A 19,015-nucleotide genomic window follows, 5' to 3' on the forward strand; every position below is an offset into this window, starting at 1 on the left:
ACGGGGGGAGAGATCCATATGTTCAGAAGAGAATTACGTTCATACATAATTGCGTTTGCGGCGATATGGCTGATCGCCATGACGGCAGGCTGCGCAAGCGGTCCAAACAGCGGCAATGGAGCGGCTGCGTCCGGTGGGGACGGAGAAAGCGCGGCAGGCAGCAAGCTGGAGAAGATCCGTTACGCACCGCTTAGCGGCATCAGCGGATTAGGGGTGTCCTTCGGGGCCGAGAAGGGTTTCTTTGAAGAGGAAGGACTCGATGTCGAGTTTATCTCTACCAAGGATCCGATTGCAGGCTTGACCAGCAAGGACATTGACGTGGTGGACGTTGCTACAACGACGGCGATTGTGGCTGCAGGTAAAGGCGCACCTGTCAAAATCGTCTCCTCCATGTTTCGGACCAAAGGACCGTTCTACCTGATCGCCTCGCCGGAGGTCCAGAACGTGGAAGACCTGAAGGGCAAGAAGGTGGGGATTGCCGTGTTTGGCAGCGGGCTGGAGGTGTATACGCAGTTTATCCTGAAGGAACACGGATTGACGCCAGACGATGTGACTTTCATTGCCAACAGCACGCATCAGGCCGCTTACGCGAGTTTGGAGACCGGACAGGTCGACGCAACCATCATCCATGAGCCGTTCGCGTCCCTGGCGGAGAAGCAGGGAAAAGGTCATATCATCGCAACAGGCTGGGACTATCTGCCGACCTTCCACACCGGGGTGCTGGCAGCACGCGATGGCATTTTGGAAGAAAAGCCGGAATTGGTTGAGAAACTGCTGCGGGCCTACTTCAAATCGCAGGAATATGCGAAAAGCCATCCGGACGAGTATAAGGCTTACTATCTGAAAAATATCGAGATCGATCCCGAGGTGCTGGATCTCGCGCTAAAGCGTGAAGAGGTGCTGTGGGAGAACAATCCGGACGTTGACATCAACGCGCTGAACGACACCCAGCAAATTCAGAAGGATTTGGGCTTCCAGGACGAGATTTACGAGCTGGAGGACATTCTTGATTTGAGGTTTATTCCGAAAAAATAAAGTTATGGCAGGAGGCTTGCATATGGCCGGCTTTACGGTGGAGAATGTCTCGAAAGTGTATGACGGCGATCTTCCTACGGTCTCGCTTCAGCATATCAACTTGGAGGTTAGGGACGGCGAATTCCTGTGCATCCTCGGTCCAAGCGGCTGCGGGAAGAGCACGCTGCTGGAGCTGCTGGCGGGTTTGCAGCTTCCGACGGAAGGCGAAATTCGACTGGATGGCGCGAAGGTACAGGGCCCCTCGCGGAGCTCAGGCGTTGTATTCCAGGATGCATCCCTGTACCCATGGCGAACGATATCGCAGAACGTGGGTCTCGGCCTGGAGCTGAGCGGCATGAGAAAGGCGGAGCGGGAGGAGCTTGTAGACAAATACCTGAGCATGGTTGGCCTGCAGGGATTCGGTGCGAAATATCCCCATCATCTATCCGGAGGCATGCGGCAGCGTGCAGGAATCGCAAGGGCGCTCGCGGGCAGTCCGAATATCCTCTTAATGGACGAGCCGTTCGGTGCAGTGGATCATCTTACCCGGCTTCAGCTTCAGCAAGATTTGCTCCGCATCTGGCAAGAGGAGAGGAAGACGGTGGTTTTTGTTACGCATGACGTATCTGAAGCTGTCTTTCTTGCGGACAGGGTTGTCCTGTTGTCCCCGCGTCCAGGCCGCATTCATCATATTTTTGACGTTTCCAACGAGCGTCCAAGGAAGCGGGAGGATGCCCGCCTTCTGAAGATTCAGAACGAAATCTACTCCGCGATTTATGACGTGAAGACGGAAGCAGATTTGGAAATTACGATTTAAACGGCAACAGCAGCTTGAAATCAGAAGGGATGAGGAGCTTGTGTCAAATGTCGTGAGTAAAGAATGGGTGCTCGAGCTGCTGCGGTCCGATCCGCGTGGAATGATCGTTGCGGATGTCCGCTTTCGTCCGGATGATGCGGGTTACGGTTTCGAAGCCTATCAGCGCGAGCATCTGCCCGGTGCCGTATTCGTTGATTTGAAAAAGGATTTAATGGATACCCCACAGAAGCACGGCGGCCGGAGCCCGCTGCCGTCCCCGGAAAAGCTGGCCCGGCGACTCGGGAAGCTTGGGATCGATGCGGATACGCCTGTCGTTGTCTATGACGATGACCTTCGGCCTGAAGCTGCGAGGTTATGGTGGGTTTTGAAATACCTGGGCCACGAATCGGCATATATTTTGGATGGAGGGTTCTCGGGCTGGAAGTCGGCCGGATATCCGCTCACACCGGCGATTAGCCATTCAGCCCCGCGTGTGTTCCGCGCAAACGTACGGAAGGATTGGCTGGCTGACGTGGACGAGGTGAGAGCAAAGATTGGTGCGGCCGGTATAACCCTGCTCGATTCAAGGGACTGGAAACAGTACACGGGAGAAACGGCGCCGCTTGATCCGGTGGCCGGCCATATTCCGGGGGCGGTTCACGCTTTCTGGAAGGACGGGGTCGATGAGCATGGGATGCTGAAGGGGACCGAGCTGCAAAGGCAGCGCTTTGCCGCGATACCTCCTGAGCATGAAGTGATCGTGTATTGCGGCTCGGGGCTCTCGGCTTGCCCGAATGTACTGGCTTTGCAGGAAGCCGGATACCGCAAGGTAAAATTGTATGCAGGAAGTTGGAGCGATTGGATCAGCTATGAGGAGAATGAGATTGCCGTAGGAGCAGCTACGGAAGGCTAAGCATGTCTGTTAAGCGAGGTCTCTTTGGCTTTCTACTACTAGTCGTAGGGTTATCATTGGTAAATTGGAGTTGATTCGACCTATAGGGTATGGTAAATTTGTCTTATTCAGTAAAGAAAGGGTGACCAAAAGCCGATGATTTACTAATCCTATCCACAAAAGAAAGCTATGTTTACAGGTTTTCGGGATAGGATTCGTGCGGGCTTTTTTATATTAACCTAGAGTACGACTGCTTTTTTGGCTTGCAGTACGTCTTTATGGTTGTATACCTGCCTCCTATCCGATGACCGGAAAGGGGGCTTTTTGTTATGCGCCGATTATGGGGTGAAAAATAGTAGCGTTCCGGCCGGATCCATTGCGAAGAGAAGGGATGATGTAACCATGGCAGGACCAAATCCAAACGAGCGATATCCTATACCTGGGGATAAAAATCTCCAATTTATTAAGAATACGATCACCAAGCCTAATATTATTGCAGGGGATTACTCCTACTACTATGCATTAAACGGAGAATCCTTCGAAGATCAAGTACTGTACCATTATGAATTCATTGGAACGAAATTAAGGATCGGCAAGTTTTGCTCCATCGCTTCCGAAGCCAGATTTATGATGGATGGAGGGAACCATCGGATGGACGGTTCAACCTTTCCGTTTAATATTTTTGGAAACGGTTGGGAAACCTTTACTCCCTCTTTAGATCAATTGCCGATCAAGGGAGATACGGTCGTCGGAAATGACGTCTGGATTGGAAGGCGGGCCACGATCATGCCAGGTGTGCGGATCGGCGACGGGGCGATCATTGCCGCTGAAGCGGTCGTTGCAAAGGATGTGGAACCCTATACGATCGTTGGAGGAAATCCTGCCAGGGAAATCCGCAAGCGATATTCCACCGAAGTTATTCAAGAGTTACTGGAAATCAGATGGTGGGATTGCGAGATCGAAGTTATCAATCAATATATGGGCGCGATTGTAAGCGGTGATATGGAGATACTGAGAAAAATGAGACCGTAAACCTTCATTTGGAGTGGAGGAACAAGATACGCAAGGAGGTTGCTGGATGGTTGATGTATATGCCGTCGCCGATATCATAGTCAAGCATCATTTTATGTGAACAGGGTTTGATTCACATCGTATGAAAATGTCCTCTTTCAGGTGAGCCTTTATCTGAATGAGGGCATTTTGCGGTTTCCCTTCGGGCTTTCGTTACCAAATGAAAATAATTGTCTTCAAATAAAGAAGAGACTACAATTGGATTATCGCTTACAATATAAAATTGTCGGCTATTTTTTCTCGTTATGAAATATTGCAATTTGTCCAAATGAACAGCAAAGAGAGCAGCAGAGGGGGAACCTGCAATGAAAAACAATGAATTAAAGAGGGGGCTCGAAGCACGTCATATTCAGATGATCGCTTTGGGCGGCACAATCGGTGTCGGTCTGTTTATGGGCTCTGCAAGCACGATCCAATGGACAGGTCCATCGGTAATGCTTGCATATGCCATTGTAGGGATATTTATATTTTTCATCATGCGCGCCATGGGGGAAATGCAGTACGTTGAACCGAGCACGGGTTCCTTTGCAACCTTTGGCCATAAGTACATTCATCCTTTAGCAGGGTATATGACGGCTTGGAGCAACTGGTTTCAATGGGTGATTGTCGGGATGGCAGAGATCATTGCCGTCGGGACCTATATGAACTATTGGTTTCCGGACCTGCCCGGTTGGATACCAGGGATAATCGCCATGGCGATCCTTGGTGCAGCCAACCTGTTCTCCGTGAAATCCTTCGGAGAGTTTGAGTTTTGGTTTGCGCTGATTAAGATTGTAACGATCCTATTGATGATTGTTGCAGGCATAGGTCTGATTTTTTTCGGGATAGGTAATAGCGGGAATGCAATCGGATTATCCAACTTGTGGGAGCATGGGGGCTTTTTTGCCGGTGGGTGGTCGGGCTTTTTCTTTGCGCTTTCGCTCGTGATCGGTGCCTATCAAGGCGTCGAACTGATCGGCATTACGGCAGGTGAGGCAAAAAATCCGCAAAAAACGCTAATGAGCGCGACCCAAAGCATTATTTGGCGGATTCTGATCTTCTATATCGGGGCGATTTTTGTGATTGTAACGGTCTACCCTTGGGATCAATTGCAAGCGATCGGCAGCCCGTTCGTTGCCACATTTTCGAAGATCGGCATTACCGCAGCGGCAGGCATCATCAACTTTGTCGTCATCACCGCGGCCATGTCAGGATGTAACAGCGGAATTTTTAGCGCAGGACGCATGCTTTATACATTAGGAGTCAATGGACAGGCGCCCAAGATATTTACGAAATTGTCGCGGAATGGCGTGCCCTTGCTGGGAACGATAGGCGTACTAGCGGGATTAGGCATTGGCGTGATTTTAAGCTATATCGCACCGGAAAATCTGTTTGTGCACGTCTACAGCGCCAGCGTGCTGCCCGGTATGGTGCCATGGTTCGTCATTCTGATCAGTCAAATCAAATTCAGAAAAATCAAGGGGAAGTCGTTGGAGGGTCATCCGTTCAAAATGCCCTTTGCTCCAGTGACCAACTATGTGACGATTGCCTTCCTGCTGATGGTGTTAGTCGGTATGTGGATCAACGACGAAACCCGGATTTCCCTGATTTCCGGCATAATTTTCTTAGGCATTGTGGCGATCAGTTATTTCGCTTTTGGGGTAGGCAAGGCTGCTTCAATTCGTGATCAAACGAATCGTAATTCATAGCATCGGATGAAATGACGACATACAATGTGATATAAAGATCCCCTTCTGTTGACAGAAGGGGATCTTTATTTGTAGACCCAAATTATGTGTGTTACTACAGCCAGGTTTGTTATACGTTTCCGGTGGTCTGCACCTAAGCTGCATTGGCATTATTGGAACGCTGCTGAAGCTCCGAGCGGCGACCGATCAAATAACCGATCAGCGAAGCCATCATTTGTTGAAAAACCATCCCCAGGATGACCGGAACCGCGACCGGGGGAGGGAAATAGGCAACAGCCAGTACGGCACCCGCGCTAATGTTTCGCATCCCCCCGTTGAACATGAGAGCTACCTGATCGGCGTCATTCCATCTCAGCAGGCGGGAACTCAGATAGCATAACAGATATCCCGTGGCAGCCAGCAGAATGATGACAAGGGCCATGCCAACGAGAGGCCAGTCAATATCCGTTAGATAAGGGGCAACCACGGATCCGTTAATAGCTACCACGATAGCCATGAACAGCTTCGAAAAGGGATTCAGCCTGGGGCCCCAAACCGGTGCGATGGCACCTTTGGTCCACTCATTCAATAGCATGCCGAGCAGGGAGGGAACCACGATCATCCAGAACAGGCTGCCCATCATGGCTGCCGAATCCAGATGAATGCTCGTACCAAGCAGCAGTGACATGATTCCTGGAACGATAAACGGCGCAAGCAGTGTATCAATCAGAATGATGCTCAGCGTGAGCGCGATGTTGCCGCGATAAATCGACACCCAGACAAAGCTGGATATCCCCGTAGGGATCACGGCGGCCAGCACCATTCCTGTAATGGTGTAAGCATCTGCAGGATAGACGATTTGGCCGAGTCCGAGAGCGACTAGAGGCATGGCAAGATGCAAGATGAACAGACATACAAAGAGAGGAAGCGGCTTGCGAAGTACTCCGACCAAATCGCGAAAGCTAAGGCTGATGCTGCCTGCAAAGGTCATAAAAGCAAACAGCCATGGAGACAGGAAGGTATAAGGAGAGAGCAACCCGCCGCAAAGCACGCCAATCAGAATGCTGGCCGGTGTAATCAGGGGCATGATACGATTCAAGCGTTGGTTCAGAACCTGCAGCATAGAAGTAGACATCCCTTTACCATATGATGTTCTATTATACATCTTTGATAGAGTTTGGCGTTCGATTTTATGGAAAACCATATAGGGTCGAGATAAATCATTTCTCTTGAATAATTTGAGTTCGGAATTTGATGCTGAAGATTGAGCCTTCAATCCGTCTTGAGGCGGTTTTGCAGCAAGCCCTCATTCGAGTAACATAACGATAACAACCCAATGGAAGGAATAGTGTATGATGAATAAAAGGATTCCATCTGATATTAAAAAGTCTTATTTGTTGTGGCTTGTTGCAATCGGAGCGGGGGTATTTGAAATGGCTATAGCTGTCGCTCAAACGCTGTCAAGCGGATCAGAAGCCGGGTTTGGCCTTATGATTCAAGTGGGAATCAGAAGCCTCATTTTTGCCGCACTCGTATATGTTATTGTTAAAATGCAACGTGGAAAACGTTGGGCCCGCATCGCTTTAACCGTCCTCCTAGGGGGAATTGGAACGGTTAGCTTGTTAGTAGACCCCATTCAATGGTTACTGGAGGGAAATTCGCTGGATACAGCCTTTACCGGCATGACGGTATTCTCCAGTTTGTTTGGAATAAGCCGGTTCGTTCATATAGCGGCCGTAATTGCTGCAATAATCTTTATGTATCGCCCGGCTGCGAATCAATATTTCAATCCCATCGTAAGTCATAGTTAACTTCATCCATTCGAATCAATTCTTGACAACCTGAATATGATCCATTATTGTAATAGCAAACATAACCACATATTGTAAAATGCAAGGAAGAGGAAGAGTAGTTAATCCCTCGAATCTTAGAGAGCCCATGCTGGTGAGATTGGGTATTCGAGCTTAATGAAGGAAGCCTTGGAGCTGTAGACCGAAAGTAATCGGAGTAGGTCTATCGGGAATTTCCCGTTAACGAAATGTGCGGCAACCGTCATGATTGCTGCATGATGAGCGGGTGTATAACCAATTTAGGTGGTAACGCGGAAGCAAAGCCTTTCGTCCTTTGACAGGATGAGGGGCTTTTTTTATTGGACCAGGGAGGGATATAATTTGTCAAATGATAGAATGGCGGACCTGTTGTTTCCGGATGTTAAGCAGTTACCGACTGATATGGAGTCCCTGTATCCGCCGAGAAATCTGCCTTCATCGGCTATGGTGACGCGCTTTGCGCCGAGCCCAACGGGACCGTTGAATATTGGCGGGCTTTATGCAGCTCTCATATCGGAACGGTTAGCTCACCAAAGCAATGGAGTCTTTATCTTTCGGATCGAGGACACCGATAAAAAGCGGGAGGTACAAGGCAGCATTGAAAACATGATCCATTCATTGTCATACTTCAGGATTCCTTATGATGAGGGACCTGACCTTTCAGGTGTCGATCAAGGAGCATACGGACCCTATAAACAGAGCGAGCGAATCCAAATCTATAAAGTATTTATGAAGGGCTTGGTTCGAAACGGATTGGCTTATCCATGTTTCTGTGATTCGGGCGATTTACAACAGTTAAGAATAACCCAGCAAAAGTTAAAAGTTACAACTGGTTATTATGGCAGCTGGGCTAAACATCGGGATATCACGGTTGAGCAAGCCCAGGAACAGATATTAAATGGCAAATCGTTTGTGATTCGACTTCGATCTTCAGGTTCATCCGACAGAAGGGTGTTGTTCACTGATTTGGTGAAAGGCCCGATGGAGTTACCTGAAAATGAGCAAGATATTGTTATTATGAAAACGGATGGTTTACCAACCTATCATTTTGCTCATGTAATAGATGATTATCTGATGGGTACAACCCATGTCATTCGGGGCGATGAATGGCTTTCCTCTGTGCCTGTCCATATTCAGCTGTTTGAGACACTAGGTTTCAAAATACCGGAATACGGACATATTGCCCCCATCATGAAGCAAGTCGGAGCTTCGAAACGGAAGTTCAGTAAACGCAAGGATCTTGATGGTACCGCTATGTATTACCAAGAACAAGGATACCCCGGAATAGCAATTGGCGAATACTTTATGACTCTGGCCAATTCGGACTTCGAAGAATGGAGGAAGGCAAACCCTAATGCTTCGTTTAGAGATTTTGTGATCGATACGGACAAAATGAATGCCAGTGGTGCCTTGTTAGACATGAATAAACTTCATGATATCAGCAAGGATGTGATCTCAAGGCTCACGGATCAACAAGTTGTTGACCATGTATCCACTTGGTCTAAGGAACATGATCCTGAGCTATTTGCTTTTATCGGCAAGAACCAGGAATACACGATTAACATTCTAAACATAGGTCGAACGATCGAAAAACCAAGAAAGGATTATGCCAAGTGGTCAGATGTGAAGACCATGATTGCATTCTTTTATGACGAATGGTTTGAGATGGAAGTCACAAGCGGCTATAAGTTACCTGCCAATGTGAGCTTCGATGCTGCGAAAGAAATTGTACGGGGCTTCAGCACATCGTATAGGTTTAATCATGACAAGGAGGCTTGGTTCGAAACCTTGAAAGAGCTTGCTGCGGAACTCGGATATGCCAAAGACATGAAACAATATAAAGCTGATCCTAACCGGTACAAAGGGCATGTCGGTGATGTCGCGATGGTCATTAGAGTTGCTCTAACCAACAGAACCCATACACCTGATTTATTTGATTTGATGAAAGTTATGGGTGAACATCGGGTTCTTGCACGAATGAAGAGATTTATGCTGTCATCGGAAGTTTAATGGAGCATGACCGGTCGAACTGCCGGTCATTTTTTTCGTTTAGGACGAGATGTAAAGGTAGGTCATTACCAGGCGGGAAATTAGCGGGAAGGTTTGACCAGGAAACCATAAAATACGATCTCCATTAATTCACGCGTCTGTCGGGCAGCTTCTTCGCTTCCGTCGAATCGTTTGATTTTAGCGCTGACCTCCTTCAGGATCGTGAAGTACAACAGAATCGTTTCCGATGAGACACCCGGATTTACGTAACCTTCATCCCGGCCGGTTTCGATGAAGCTGATGAGCTCCGGTTCATATTTCCGATAGATGTCTTCCACTGCATTGACAATTTCTGGATCGTTCGACAATAACGGTTCCAGCAATTCAGGTGCCACGTTTTCCGCCATCTCCGTGGTGGAGAAGAACATCTTTTCAATTTTTTCATGAAATGGCAGGTTGCTTTGCAACAAGACGATGCGCTGCTGCCACGCTTCTTCCAGCATCGTTATGAGGACATGCCGCACAAGCTGAGGCTTTGTTCCAAAATAATTATAAATAGTTACAGGGGAGACGTCCGCATGCTTGGCAATTTCGGCAAGACTTACCTTCTCGACCCCCCATTTATTAAACAACTCGAGCGCCGCTTTACGAATACGTTCCTTTTTCATCTCTGTACGGGCTTGATATCCGTTCATTCTTAGTACACCTCCATGCTTAGCATACGCAATGTTTTGAATAAAAACAAGTTAAATCATTCAAAATTTATTGACGCCATGTAGTTTTGTGAATAAAATGAATATAATGAATGATAATAATTCAAAACACACAAAAGTGGAACGGTGAAAGGAGAATAAGAACATGATGATCCAGGAGTGGCTAGATTGGGCGTTTCAGCGCCACTTAAACCCTCTAAGCTGGTATATCCGCCCTGTATTTCTTGTAATTCTGGCTTTTTACGCTTACAAACGCAGTTGGAAAGGGCTCCTGCTTACTTTTATTCTGATGATGAGCAGCATGGTTTGGTTCCCGGCTCCGGATACAATCAATCCGCAAATGCAAACCGTTTTGGAATATGAAAAGATGCTGTTAAGCGATCCGGTTACGGCCTTGATCACTTTAACGTTAATGATGGCATTCGTCGTTGCGATTGGTACTGCATTTTGGAAGCATTCTTTGAAAATGGGATTGATCATTCTGAATATAGCGTTAATCGGAAAAGTTGTGCTGAGCGTTGTGTTGACCGGGGAGGACGGTTGGGCGCCTTTAGGAAATACGATTTTTGGGCTCATATTGGTCAACGGAATCGGATGGTTGTTGATGCGACGCGTGAAGAAGAAAAGTCTCTCTGCTTGATCCTCGTCAAATGATACGGACGATAAGTTCATATAAATCCGCTTGCATCGGCAAACGATATGTCTACGAACATGGTCCCGAATTAAAAACAGGAGAGTAATTCACGTATTTAGATCAGAGACTTTTTATACAGGTTATTGGTTTAAAGGATTTAATCAGGAGGAAACCTTGGGCAAAATAAACGCTCCTCTGTATATAATAAGGCAGCCACACAACTTGGCGAAGAGGGGTGCTGTATGCAGCAAACCGTGATGAGGATGCTGAAAAGGTACGATTTTGGTTGATTTTTTTAAGAAAATAAAATAAACCATGGTTACAATGAAAGCCGGTACCCAGGCTAAGCCTGAGTAACCGGCTCTCTATTTATTTATACAACCCGTTCAGGAGGTAGAAATTTCAAAAATAATTGCATGAAAATTGTGAAAACTCAGCCATGGAGCCTTCTCCAAAGACATATAAACCGATGAGTACGCCTGTAAATCCTCCGGCGACCTCAGAGGAAAGGTATCTGGTTTGCGCCGTTCCTAAGAGAGTGTCCTTGCCGTTAGCGTGAATGAAGAAGCTGTATCGCTCATGACTTGCCCGTATATTCAAAGTAGCATGGTTGACATTTCCCAGTTCTACTTCAGTTTGAATGGATTTAATATCACCGATATTCAGGCGCACGATCACTTTATAACCGGTCTCCTCCTTACGAATGGCTAAATCGTAATGATGATGTTCATCCATATAAAGCGTGATGCCCGCTTCTCCGCTCGTAAGCTGTACGTCGCATGAAATTTCCGCATTGAAGTCTCTTTGGCGAATGCCGATAAATGTCGGGGACTCCGGTAGATCCAAGCTCACTTCAGTCCCTGTAAGCTGTGCCTTATCGAATGTTAACCGATAGTTCCCGGCATCAGGATGGCGGAGGAAGCACCAGTCCAGATTCCAGTCCGTGTTCTCGAACGTAAAGGTTTTCTTTTCCTGCTGGACAACATCACTGGGAATCCGGTCGGTCTCAAAACTCGTTAGGACGGTGCCGTTATGTCCTGCCGTAAACCAGCCATCCTCGCCAAATGTAACCGGCGTTAGGAAAACTTCGCGCCCAAGATGATGGTAGGTAAGCCATTGGCCGATTTGCCGGAATCCCAGATGGAGCATCCACCAATTTCCGTCGTTATCTTGAATCAGATCGCCATGTCCAACGCCCTGCAGCTCATACCCGCCCAGATTACGATTGGTCAATACGGGATTGTTCGGGTAGGCTTCGAACGGGCCGGAGATCGAATCCCCCCGTGCATAAGTGACCATATGTCCATATTCCGTACCGCCTTCAGCCGCCATCAGGTAGTACCGGCCATTGATATTATACATATGAGGGCTTTCCAAATAACGTCCTCCGGTTCCTTGCCATATGCAACGGCTTGGCGACAGCTTGACGCCGGTTTCAATGTCAATTTCACACTGAACAATGCCGCCAATCCCGTTATCGTCTTTTCCGTTGCTCATAAAGAATACTTTTCCGTCTTCAAAATATAAATCGGGATCGATCCCCCCTTGATCTACATAAATCGGCTCGGACCATTCCCCGTAGATGTCGTCCGTCCAAACATAGAAATTTTGACGGGTGGTATCGTTGGTCGTGGTCATAAAGAATCTTCCGTTATGATGCCGTATCGTGGGGGCGAACACTCCGCCGGAACTGCTTACGTTGCCAAGCTGAATCTGACTCTCTCTGGTCAGGCAATGACCGATTTGCTTCCAGTTGATCAGGTCTTTGCTCTCGAAAATCGGAACACCGGGGAAGTATTGAAAGGAACTGCATACTAAATAATAGGTATCTTCTACTTTGCATACACTGGGGTCCGGATAGAAGCCTTTGATGACCGGGTTACTGTATTTCATATGAGCACCTCTTTCATAAATTCACAAGTATATAAATCTAAAGCGATTAGCAGCTAAAGAAAATTAAACACCAAGGTTTAAACTCTTGCAATGGATACAGTTTGATCATCCTTGTTAAATCTATTAAATTAATGTATATGTGATTTCAAAAAAAGCGGCGGGGAGATTGAGATGATCATCAAAGCAAACGGGGAACCGAAATTTATGCCGTTATATGAAGCGTTAGCCAGCGAGGTCAGATGGAACATCATGCGTCTCGTTGCCGATCAGGAAATGAATGTGAAGGACATTGCCAATCGATTGGAGCTCAGTCCATCGATCGTCACGATGCACATCCGGAAACTCGAACAAGCCAGACTCATTGGAAGTCGCAGGGTGCGGCAGGGCGGGGGAACGCACAAAATGTGCTTCCTCAAACAAAAAACCATCGAGATTGAGCTGCCTTTTGCCAGCCAGCCCCCGAAGATCAGAGAGCAGCATATTTCAGTCGGTCATTACACGGCATTCGAGATCCATCCGACTTGCGGGCTTGGCACCCGCGAGAAAGAAATCGGAGTGTGGGACGACCCGCGGTACTTTCTGGACCCCGAACGGGTACACGCCGCCATTCTGTGGTTTGGGTGGGGCTATGTTGAATACAAGATGCCTAACTTTTTGTTGGCCGATCAAACCGCGGAAGCCGTTGAAATCTCCATGGAGATTGCTTCGGAGGCTCCAGGTTTAAGAGATTATTGGCCATCGGATATCGAATTCACATTCAACGGGATCCCCCTCGGCACGTGGACAAGTCCGGCTGATTTCGGAAGAGCGGCGCGGGGGAGATATACACCTGAATGGTGGCATCGGAACGTGAATCAATATGGGTTATTGAAGACGATTCGAATTGATGCAACGGGTACGTATTTGGATGATGTAAGGATGTCAGAGGTGACCCTCGGGGATATCAAGCTGTGGGAACCGTTCTGGACGCTTCGTTTCGCGGTGGATGAGCATGCGATCAACGTAGGGGGCTTGACGCTCTATGGGGCCGGATTCGGCAATCACGACCAAGACATTGTGATCCGTGCATACCTTAACGACGACCATTAATTCGGTTTCGGGACGGATCAGCAGGGGAGTTATCGTCATTTTGGAGAATGTTCGGTTGATATCAATGCGGAAGAGATCCGTCTTAGTGGACGGATCTCTTTGTATGACATCAGTATGAATCAATTTCGGAAGCTCAGCCACCTGATACGTAAGAAAACGACCGATGAACGCAGCTTGGCTTCTTTAAGCGTACGTCGAGACGTTATGAATAAAAGAACCGATAGAGACGTACCCCATGCGGCGGCACCGTGGCCCGCAGCACATCTGATGAAAGATCGGCTGACGCACCGCTCCACAGCTCGATGCCTGAGGCAGCGCCCGCCAGGGCGATCTGTTCAAGGGACAGGTCCAACGGCAGGGGGGGCTCGCCAATGTTAAAAAAGGCCGCATAGCGGGAGCCTTCGGCGCCTTCCGCCGTCCAAACGATGAGATCGCCCTCACGCATTGCTTCTTTGGCGCCGCCGCTCTCCTGGTGCATGCGCAGAACCTCGCGGTTGGTCAGCAGCGACAGCGTCCAGTCGTCGCAATCTCGCAGCTCACCGCCGAAGATCAGAGGTGAGCGGAAGATGCTCCAGAGCGACATCATCGTCAATTGCTCGTCGCGCGTGAAGCGGGTCCAGCGGTCCGAGCCCCCGCTATCCACCGAGCGAATGCCGATGTGACCGAGCGGCAGCATGTCGCAGTCCGGCCAGCAGCCTGCTTGCGGTATGCCTTGCCATGTCCGGCACCGGTCAAACATATCAAGCAAGAGCGGCCACTGATCCCAGAAGTCATCTGTAATTCGCCACATGTTGGCATGCTCGGCGAAGAACGTTGAATATTCCACCGGGGAAGGGCCTGGAGACAGACTTAGCACCATGGGCCGGCCGCATCGCTCGATCGCTTTGGAGATCATGGCGATCTCCGGCTGATGGGTGTCGTACAATTTGGAGGCGGCGATGTCGTCAACCTTTACAAGGTCGACGCCCCATTCTGCGTACAATTCAAAGAGCGAATCGTAGTAGGCCTGTGCTCCTTCCTTCGAAGCATCGACGCCGTACATATCCGTGTTCCAAGGGCAGATCGAATTCGGATGCGCAATATCGCGCGCCGTTGCCGTCGTTCCCAGAATCGGAGTCGCTGCGTGAACAGCCTGCCGGGGAATGCCGCGCATGATATGTATGCCGAATTGCAATCCGAGACTGTGTACATAATCGGCTAACGGCTTGAAGCCTTGGCCGCCCGCTGCTGAGGGAAACCGATTCTCGGCGGGCATGAGCCGCGAATATTCATCCATGACGAGCGGAACAAACGGTCGATACTGGGAGGAATTCGCATAGGGCTCGTACCACTGGATATCGACGGTAATGTAGCTCCAGCCGAAGGCTTTGAGATGCTTCGCCATGTATTGCGCATTGCCTCGAATCTCCTCTTCCGTAACGGCTGCGCCGTAGCAATCCCAGCTGTTCCAGCCAAGCGGCGGAGTAGGTGCTGCAAGCTTATGATTCATTTCAAAGCTCCTTTACTCATTCATTATTGCTCTTTTCATGTTCATCATAATAAAGGAGATTGGCAACTTCTATAGTAATTTTGAAGAGTTAGTAGCACAATATTGCGGTTAATCGAAGAACAGCTTGCGATAAGCAAGGCTATCTTCTCCGCTGCGGAATTCTCCCGGGGTGAGCCCCGTCAAGTTACGAAATGCTTTGATAAAATAACTTCCGCTGGAATATCCGATATGCTCGGCAATGGCCTCAATGCTAAGCTCGGTTCCCCGAAGCAGCTCCATGGCTTTTTCGATACGAACACGCGTTAAATAAGCGACGGGCGTCATACCCGTACTGGCGGAAAACCGGCGGATCAAATGGTATTTGGATAGGGATACATGCTCGGAAAGCTGGTCGATGCTGATCATCCGGGAGTAATTGAGCTCGATGAATTCAGCTGCGCGTCTTACGTTCTGCGGCCAGTTCTCCCTGTCCCGCAGCGTAGCAACCTGCACTCTGGCCAGTTCTGTCACAAACTGATAGACGCAAGACGATGCGATCAGGGGATCGGAGATTCTTCCTGCCCCGGCATCGGCCACAATCATTCGCGATAAGCGGACCGGCGCACTGTCTATGGGCAGAAAAGGAACTTCACCGGCTTCACGCAGAAATCTGCGCCAATGGGGGAGAATCAGATTGGGCCGGAACAGCAAAAAGATAAATTCCCAAGGCTCTTTGGACGCCGCGGGGTAATAATAGCGATGGTTGCCCGGAATTTCGGCGAGAATCGCCTGTCCGGAAGTGACGCGATACGCCCGGTTCCCGGATTCATATACGCCTTCGCCAGAGAGGGTATATTGGAACAGCAGGAGAGGTCCATCCGTCCGCTCCAGTCCGTCCCAGCGATAGGAAGAAGTTGTGATCGAATCATAGCCGGCCGCAAACAACACGCACAGCTGGAGCTCCTGATCTTCAGCGAATCGAAAGCCGTATGTCCCTTTGGGGATGTCCATAATCATCCTCCTCGCAGCAATGATGCTTATTTGAAGTGTGGGCTTTGAGTAATACACCAGTTTTCCGTCCCGATTGAATTATATAACGATCTTCATTCAGAATAAAAATCCTCGGATATATTTACATTTAACTTGGGAATGTTTGTAATAAGAGACTGAACAATCTTGCATGGGACTTCAGAGTCTGTTATAGTTTCCATAATTAAGGATTTTTGGAGGAGATCAGCCATGTATTCAATCATGATAAATCAACTTCATCATCACAAACAGCGTTAGCACACCTGTAAACAACAGGGCGGGCTAACGCTTCTCGCGTTGGCCTCCCTGCGGCATATCAAACGCGCAGGACCATGAGGTCCGGCGCGTTTTTTATTTTCCAAAAAAGAAAGGAGAACGATGGTATGCAAAATGTTAAAGGTACCTACGATTATTTTGGATTGGAGCAAGCGATCCGAAAAAATGTTCAAGCAACCCTCGAGGAAGTATTCGAGTTGTATGATTTTGATGGAATGGATACATCGGTATTGAATGAGCTCGATCTTTTAACATCGAAATATGCGGGTGGTGATGAAATACTAAAGGAAATGTACCAATTAACCGATCAAGGTAAGCGGAGCCTCGGACTCCGCTATGACCTGACGATTCCTTTTGCAAAAGTAATTGCGCTTAACCCAGGCATTGAGCTTCCGTTCAAAAGATACGAAATCGGAAAAGTTTTTAGGGATGGACCTGTCAAACGAGGACGCTTACGCGAGTTTATACAGTGTGATGTGGATGTTGTTGGTGTAGTAGGCCCCGAGGCAGAAGCAGAATTAATGCAATTAGCCACTGAGGCGTTTAAAAGATTGGAGATACCAATAGTTCTACGATGGAACAACAGACGATTTTTGGGCGAAGTTCTTGAATCCATCGGTATTTCTCCTGAAAAAAAACTTACCGTTATGTTGACTCTCGATAAAATCAATAAAATCGGAAGGGAGGATATTATCAAGGAACTCGAAAGCAAAGGGCTGAATACCTCATCAATTAGTGAAATATTAGAGTTAATTGCTATAGAAAACCCAACGTTTGAACAAATATCAGGCAAGTGTGGAATACAGAAATATCCAGGTGCCTTAGAAGTGGTGGCTCTCCAAGAGCTTATCGTGAAACTGGGATTAGAGCGAATCTGCAAATTTGATCCATTTCTTTCACGTGGATTATCATTCTATACAGGCACGGTTTATGAGATTTTCGATGCTACAAATTCATATAAGTCAAGCCTAGGCGGGGGAGGCAGATATGATTCCATCATTGGGCAGTTGGTCGGCAAAAAAGACGTTCGATATCCCACAGTAGGACTTTCATTCGGTATGGAATCGATCATAGAGATGATGAGTAACCGCAACACTCCAATAAAGCCACCTTCAGTCGTTGTCATACCCATTGGGGACACAATCGCTGAGGCACTAAGAGTATCGGCCGAACTAAGGAATAGCGGGATAAGGGTACGAATAGACAATAGTAAACGGAAATTGAAAAAATCACTTGCAAGTGTCTCATCAAAAGCCATCCCTTATGTGATATTTATTGGCGAGAATGAGGCTTCGGCTGGTAACCTAAGATTAAAAGACATGAATGAAATGACCGAAACTGTCGTAAATGTCACTGAAGCAATAGACTTTTTGAAAATATGAATGCCGAAAATTCACACAGTCAATAAGAATATCAATAAGATTTAGCGAGATAAAATCTGGTCCTGTCTTCAATATACAATGCCCCCATGAAGCATGGGGGCATTGTTAATAAATAACGATAAGGGTATTAAGTTAACGTTCGGACACATCCATTCCTTACATCGTACTAGTGTCAATGACGAAGCGATATTTCACATCGGAGGCTAATACGCGTTCGTAAGCTTCGTCAATTTGGTCCGCTGAGATCACTTCGATCCTAGGGGAAATGTTATGCTTGGCACAGAAGTTTAACATTTCCTGAGTCTCTTGAATACCTCCAATCATTGATCCGGCGAACGAACGGCGATGACCGATGAGCGACATCACGTTCAAGGACAAAGGTTCGCCGGGAGCACCGACATTAACCAAGGTTCCGTCAAGCGTGAGCAATGAAAAATATGCGTCCATGTCGATTTTGGCGCTGACCGTGTTAATAATTAAGTCAAAGGATCCCACAAGCTTCTCGAAAGTTTCCGGGTTGCTTGTGGCGAAGTAGTGATCCGCGCCCAATTGCAGCCCATCCTCTTTTTTCTTTAAGGATTGCGAGAGAACGGTCACCTCGGCACCCATGGCATGAGCTATTTGGACAGCCATATGGCCGAGACCGCCCATACCAACCACCGCTACTTTTTTACCCGGACCCGCACCCCAGTGGTTCAACGGCGAATATGTCGTAATTCCTGCGCAAAGCAATGGAGCAGCTGCATCAAGCGCGATGTTATCCGGGATTCGGACTACAAAGTTCTCGGTAACAACAATATGGGTAGAATATCCACCCTGTGTAGGCTCGCCGTATTTGTCAACGCCGGCGTAGGTGGGGACATTTCCTTTAAGGCAGTATTGTTCTTCGCCCTTACGGCAGTTCTCACATTCGCCGCAGGAATCCACCATACAGCCGACCCCAACCCGGTCGCCTACCTTGTACTTTGTGACCTCCGGGCCAACATCCGTGACTATTCCCGCGATCTCATGTCCAGGTACGAGCGGATAGTTCACAGGTCCCCATTCACCGTGAGCCGTATGAATGTCAGAATGGCAGATGCCGGCATATTTAATTTCAATCAGCACATCGTGCGAATCAAGATCACGTCTTTGTATTTCAGCAGCTCGAAACGGTTTGTCCGGACCATCCACAGCTCTTGCTTTAGCAATTATCATGAATAATACCTCCTATGGTTTGGAATCTAGAAGTCTTTTGGGCGAAGCCTCATCATGTTTGCCAAGGATGCAATAA

General features: G+C 48.1%; 16 protein-coding genes and 1 other annotated feature. Of the genes, 10 read left to right on the forward strand and 6 right to left on the reverse strand.

Annotation, left to right across the window (positions count from 1 at the left end):
* Window positions 1–18: 18 nt before the first annotated feature.
* The 5 genes from BBD41_RS28550 (at window position 19) to BBD41_RS28570 (ending at window position 5,461) form a co-directional block, all read left to right on the forward strand.
* Window positions 19–1,035, forward strand: coding sequence for an ABC transporter substrate-binding protein (locus BBD41_RS28550; RefSeq protein WP_099480098.1), 1,017 nt, complete (start codon window positions 19–21; stop codon window positions 1,033–1,035).
* A 22-nt stretch (window positions 1,036–1,057) separates the two neighbouring features.
* Window positions 1,058–1,831 carry an ABC transporter ATP-binding protein gene (locus tag BBD41_RS28555; RefSeq protein ID WP_099480100.1) on the forward strand — a complete coding sequence of 258 codons (774 nt, stop codon included), beginning with the start codon at window positions 1,058–1,060 and terminating at the stop codon, window positions 1,829–1,831.
* Window positions 1,832–1,871: 40 nt separating this feature from the next.
* Window positions 1,872–2,723 carry a sulfurtransferase gene (locus tag BBD41_RS28560; protein ID WP_099480102.1) on the forward strand — a complete coding sequence of 284 codons (852 nt, stop codon included), beginning with the start codon at window positions 1,872–1,874 and terminating at the stop codon, window positions 2,721–2,723.
* Between the two features lie 381 nt (window positions 2,724–3,104).
* The gene (gene vat(I) / locus BBD41_RS28565) at window positions 3,105–3,734 is read left to right on the forward strand and encodes a streptogramin A O-acetyltransferase Vat(I) (protein WP_099480845.1); all 630 of its coding nucleotides are present in this window, start codon (window positions 3,105–3,107) and stop codon (window positions 3,732–3,734) included.
* Window positions 3,735–4,078: 344 nt separating this feature from the next.
* Window positions 4,079–5,461, forward strand: coding sequence for an amino acid permease (locus BBD41_RS28570; protein ID WP_099480104.1), 1,383 nt, complete (start codon window positions 4,079–4,081; stop codon window positions 5,459–5,461).
* 133 nt (window positions 5,462–5,594) lie between these two features.
* On the opposite strand, the gene BBD41_RS28575 is transcribed toward BBD41_RS28570, so the two are convergent.
* On the reverse strand, window positions 5,595–6,563 hold the full coding sequence (locus BBD41_RS28575; protein WP_099480106.1) for a bile acid:sodium symporter family protein: 969 nt from the start codon (window positions 6,561–6,563) through the stop codon (window positions 5,595–5,597).
* A gap of 229 nt (window positions 6,564–6,792) precedes the next feature.
* Between BBD41_RS28575 and BBD41_RS28580 the strand changes: the two genes are divergently transcribed.
* Both BBD41_RS28580 and gltX read left to right on the forward strand, forming a co-directional pair.
* Window positions 6,793–7,251 carry a hypothetical protein gene (locus BBD41_RS28580; RefSeq protein ID WP_223260471.1) on the forward strand — a complete coding sequence of 153 codons (459 nt, stop codon included), beginning with the start codon at window positions 6,793–6,795 and terminating at the stop codon, window positions 7,249–7,251.
* Between the two features lie 75 nt (window positions 7,252–7,326).
* Window positions 7,327–7,568 (forward strand) — a binding site (T-box leader).
* Window positions 7,569–7,611: 43 nt separating this feature from the next.
* Window positions 7,612–9,279 carry a glutamate--tRNA ligase gene (gltX, locus tag BBD41_RS28585; RefSeq protein ID WP_099480108.1) on the forward strand — a complete coding sequence of 556 codons (1,668 nt, stop codon included), beginning with the start codon at window positions 7,612–7,614 and terminating at the stop codon, window positions 9,277–9,279.
* A gap of 80 nt (window positions 9,280–9,359) precedes the next feature.
* Here the strand turns inward: gltX and BBD41_RS28590 are convergent, their stop codons facing one another.
* Complete coding sequence (locus tag BBD41_RS28590) at window positions 9,360–9,953, reverse strand: TetR/AcrR family transcriptional regulator (RefSeq protein ID WP_099480110.1); 594 nt, start codon at window positions 9,951–9,953, stop codon at window positions 9,360–9,362.
* Between the two features lie 163 nt (window positions 9,954–10,116).
* Here BBD41_RS28590 and BBD41_RS28595 point away from each other — a divergent pair, with 163 nt between their 5' ends.
* Window positions 10,117–10,611 (forward strand): hypothetical protein, encoded by a 495-nt coding sequence (locus tag BBD41_RS28595; protein ID WP_077566494.1) that lies wholly within the window; start codon window positions 10,117–10,119, stop codon window positions 10,609–10,611.
* A 396-nt stretch (window positions 10,612–11,007) separates the two neighbouring features.
* Here the strand turns inward: BBD41_RS28595 and BBD41_RS28600 are convergent, their stop codons facing one another.
* Window positions 11,008–12,498: a glycoside hydrolase family 43 protein gene (locus BBD41_RS28600; protein WP_099480112.1), complete on the reverse strand. Its 1,491-nt coding sequence runs from the start codon at window positions 12,496–12,498 to the stop codon at window positions 11,008–11,010.
* Between the two features lie 174 nt (window positions 12,499–12,672).
* Between BBD41_RS28600 and BBD41_RS28605 the strand changes: the two genes are divergently transcribed.
* Window positions 12,673–13,587, forward strand: a complete 915-nt coding sequence (locus BBD41_RS28605; RefSeq protein WP_206098337.1) for an ArsR/SmtB family transcription factor — start codon at window positions 12,673–12,675, stop codon at window positions 13,585–13,587.
* Between the two features lie 202 nt (window positions 13,588–13,789).
* On the opposite strand, the gene BBD41_RS28610 is transcribed toward BBD41_RS28605, so the two are convergent.
* Window positions 13,790–15,076: a glycoside hydrolase family 27 protein gene (locus BBD41_RS28610; RefSeq protein WP_099480115.1), complete on the reverse strand. Its 1,287-nt coding sequence runs from the start codon at window positions 15,074–15,076 to the stop codon at window positions 13,790–13,792.
* Between the two features lie 108 nt (window positions 15,077–15,184).
* Window positions 15,185–16,066 carry an AraC family transcriptional regulator gene (locus BBD41_RS28615; RefSeq protein ID WP_099480117.1) on the reverse strand — a complete coding sequence of 294 codons (882 nt, stop codon included), beginning with the start codon at window positions 16,064–16,066 and terminating at the stop codon, window positions 15,185–15,187.
* A 401-nt stretch (window positions 16,067–16,467) separates the two neighbouring features.
* Between BBD41_RS28615 and BBD41_RS28620 the strand changes: the two genes are divergently transcribed.
* Window positions 16,468–17,742, forward strand: coding sequence for a histidine--tRNA ligase (locus tag BBD41_RS28620; RefSeq protein ID WP_099480119.1), 1,275 nt, complete (start codon window positions 16,468–16,470; stop codon window positions 17,740–17,742).
* A gap of 156 nt (window positions 17,743–17,898) precedes the next feature.
* Here the strand turns inward: BBD41_RS28620 and BBD41_RS28625 are convergent, their stop codons facing one another.
* Complete coding sequence (locus tag BBD41_RS28625) at window positions 17,899–18,939, reverse strand: NAD(P)-dependent alcohol dehydrogenase (protein WP_099480121.1); 1,041 nt, start codon at window positions 18,937–18,939, stop codon at window positions 17,899–17,901.
* Window positions 18,940–19,015 lie beyond the last annotated feature (76 nt).

Origin of the sequence: Paenibacillus ihbetae (assembly GCF_002741055.1) — a bacterium.
Lineage (GTDB): Bacteria > Bacillota > Bacilli > Paenibacillales > Paenibacillaceae > Paenibacillus_AQ > Paenibacillus_AQ ihbetae.

What these genes read in the sequence shown, in the direction of transcription:
- BBD41_RS28615 (WP_099480117.1), bottom strand. Translation starts at nt 16,066, where the DNA reads ATGGACATCCCCAAAGGGACATACGGCTTTCGATTCGCTGAAGATCAG.
- BBD41_RS28625 (WP_099480121.1), bottom strand. Translation starts at nt 18,939, where the DNA reads ATGATAATTGCTAAAGCAAGAGCTGTGGATGGTCCGGACAAACCGTTT.
- BBD41_RS28595 (WP_077566494.1), top strand. Translation starts at nt 10,117, where the DNA reads ATGATGATCCAGGAGTGGCTAGATTGGGCGTTTCAGCGCCACTTAAAC.
- BBD41_RS28570 (WP_099480104.1), top strand. Translation starts at nt 4,079, where the DNA reads ATGAAAAACAATGAATTAAAGAGGGGGCTCGAAGCACGTCATATTCAG.
- BBD41_RS28555 (WP_099480100.1), top strand. Translation starts at nt 1,058, where the DNA reads ATGGCCGGCTTTACGGTGGAGAATGTCTCGAAAGTGTATGACGGCGAT.
- BBD41_RS28575 (WP_099480106.1), bottom strand. Translation starts at nt 6,563, where the DNA reads ATGCTGCAGGTTCTGAACCAACGCTTGAATCGTATCATGCCCCTGATT.
- BBD41_RS28600 (WP_099480112.1), bottom strand. Translation starts at nt 12,498, where the DNA reads ATGAAATACAGTAACCCGGTCATCAAAGGCTTCTATCCGGACCCCAGT.
- BBD41_RS28590 (WP_099480110.1), bottom strand. Translation starts at nt 9,953, where the DNA reads ATGAACGGATATCAAGCCCGTACAGAGATGAAAAAGGAACGTATTCGT.
- BBD41_RS28580 (WP_223260471.1), top strand. Translation starts at nt 6,793, where the DNA reads ATGATGAATAAAAGGATTCCATCTGATATTAAAAAGTCTTATTTGTTG.
- BBD41_RS28550 (WP_099480098.1), top strand. Translation starts at nt 19, where the DNA reads ATGTTCAGAAGAGAATTACGTTCATACATAATTGCGTTTGCGGCGATA.
- BBD41_RS28610 (WP_099480115.1), bottom strand. Translation starts at nt 15,076, where the DNA reads ATGAATCATAAGCTTGCAGCACCTACTCCGCCGCTTGGCTGGAACAGC.
- BBD41_RS28620 (WP_099480119.1), top strand. Translation starts at nt 16,468, where the DNA reads ATGCAAAATGTTAAAGGTACCTACGATTATTTTGGATTGGAGCAAGCG.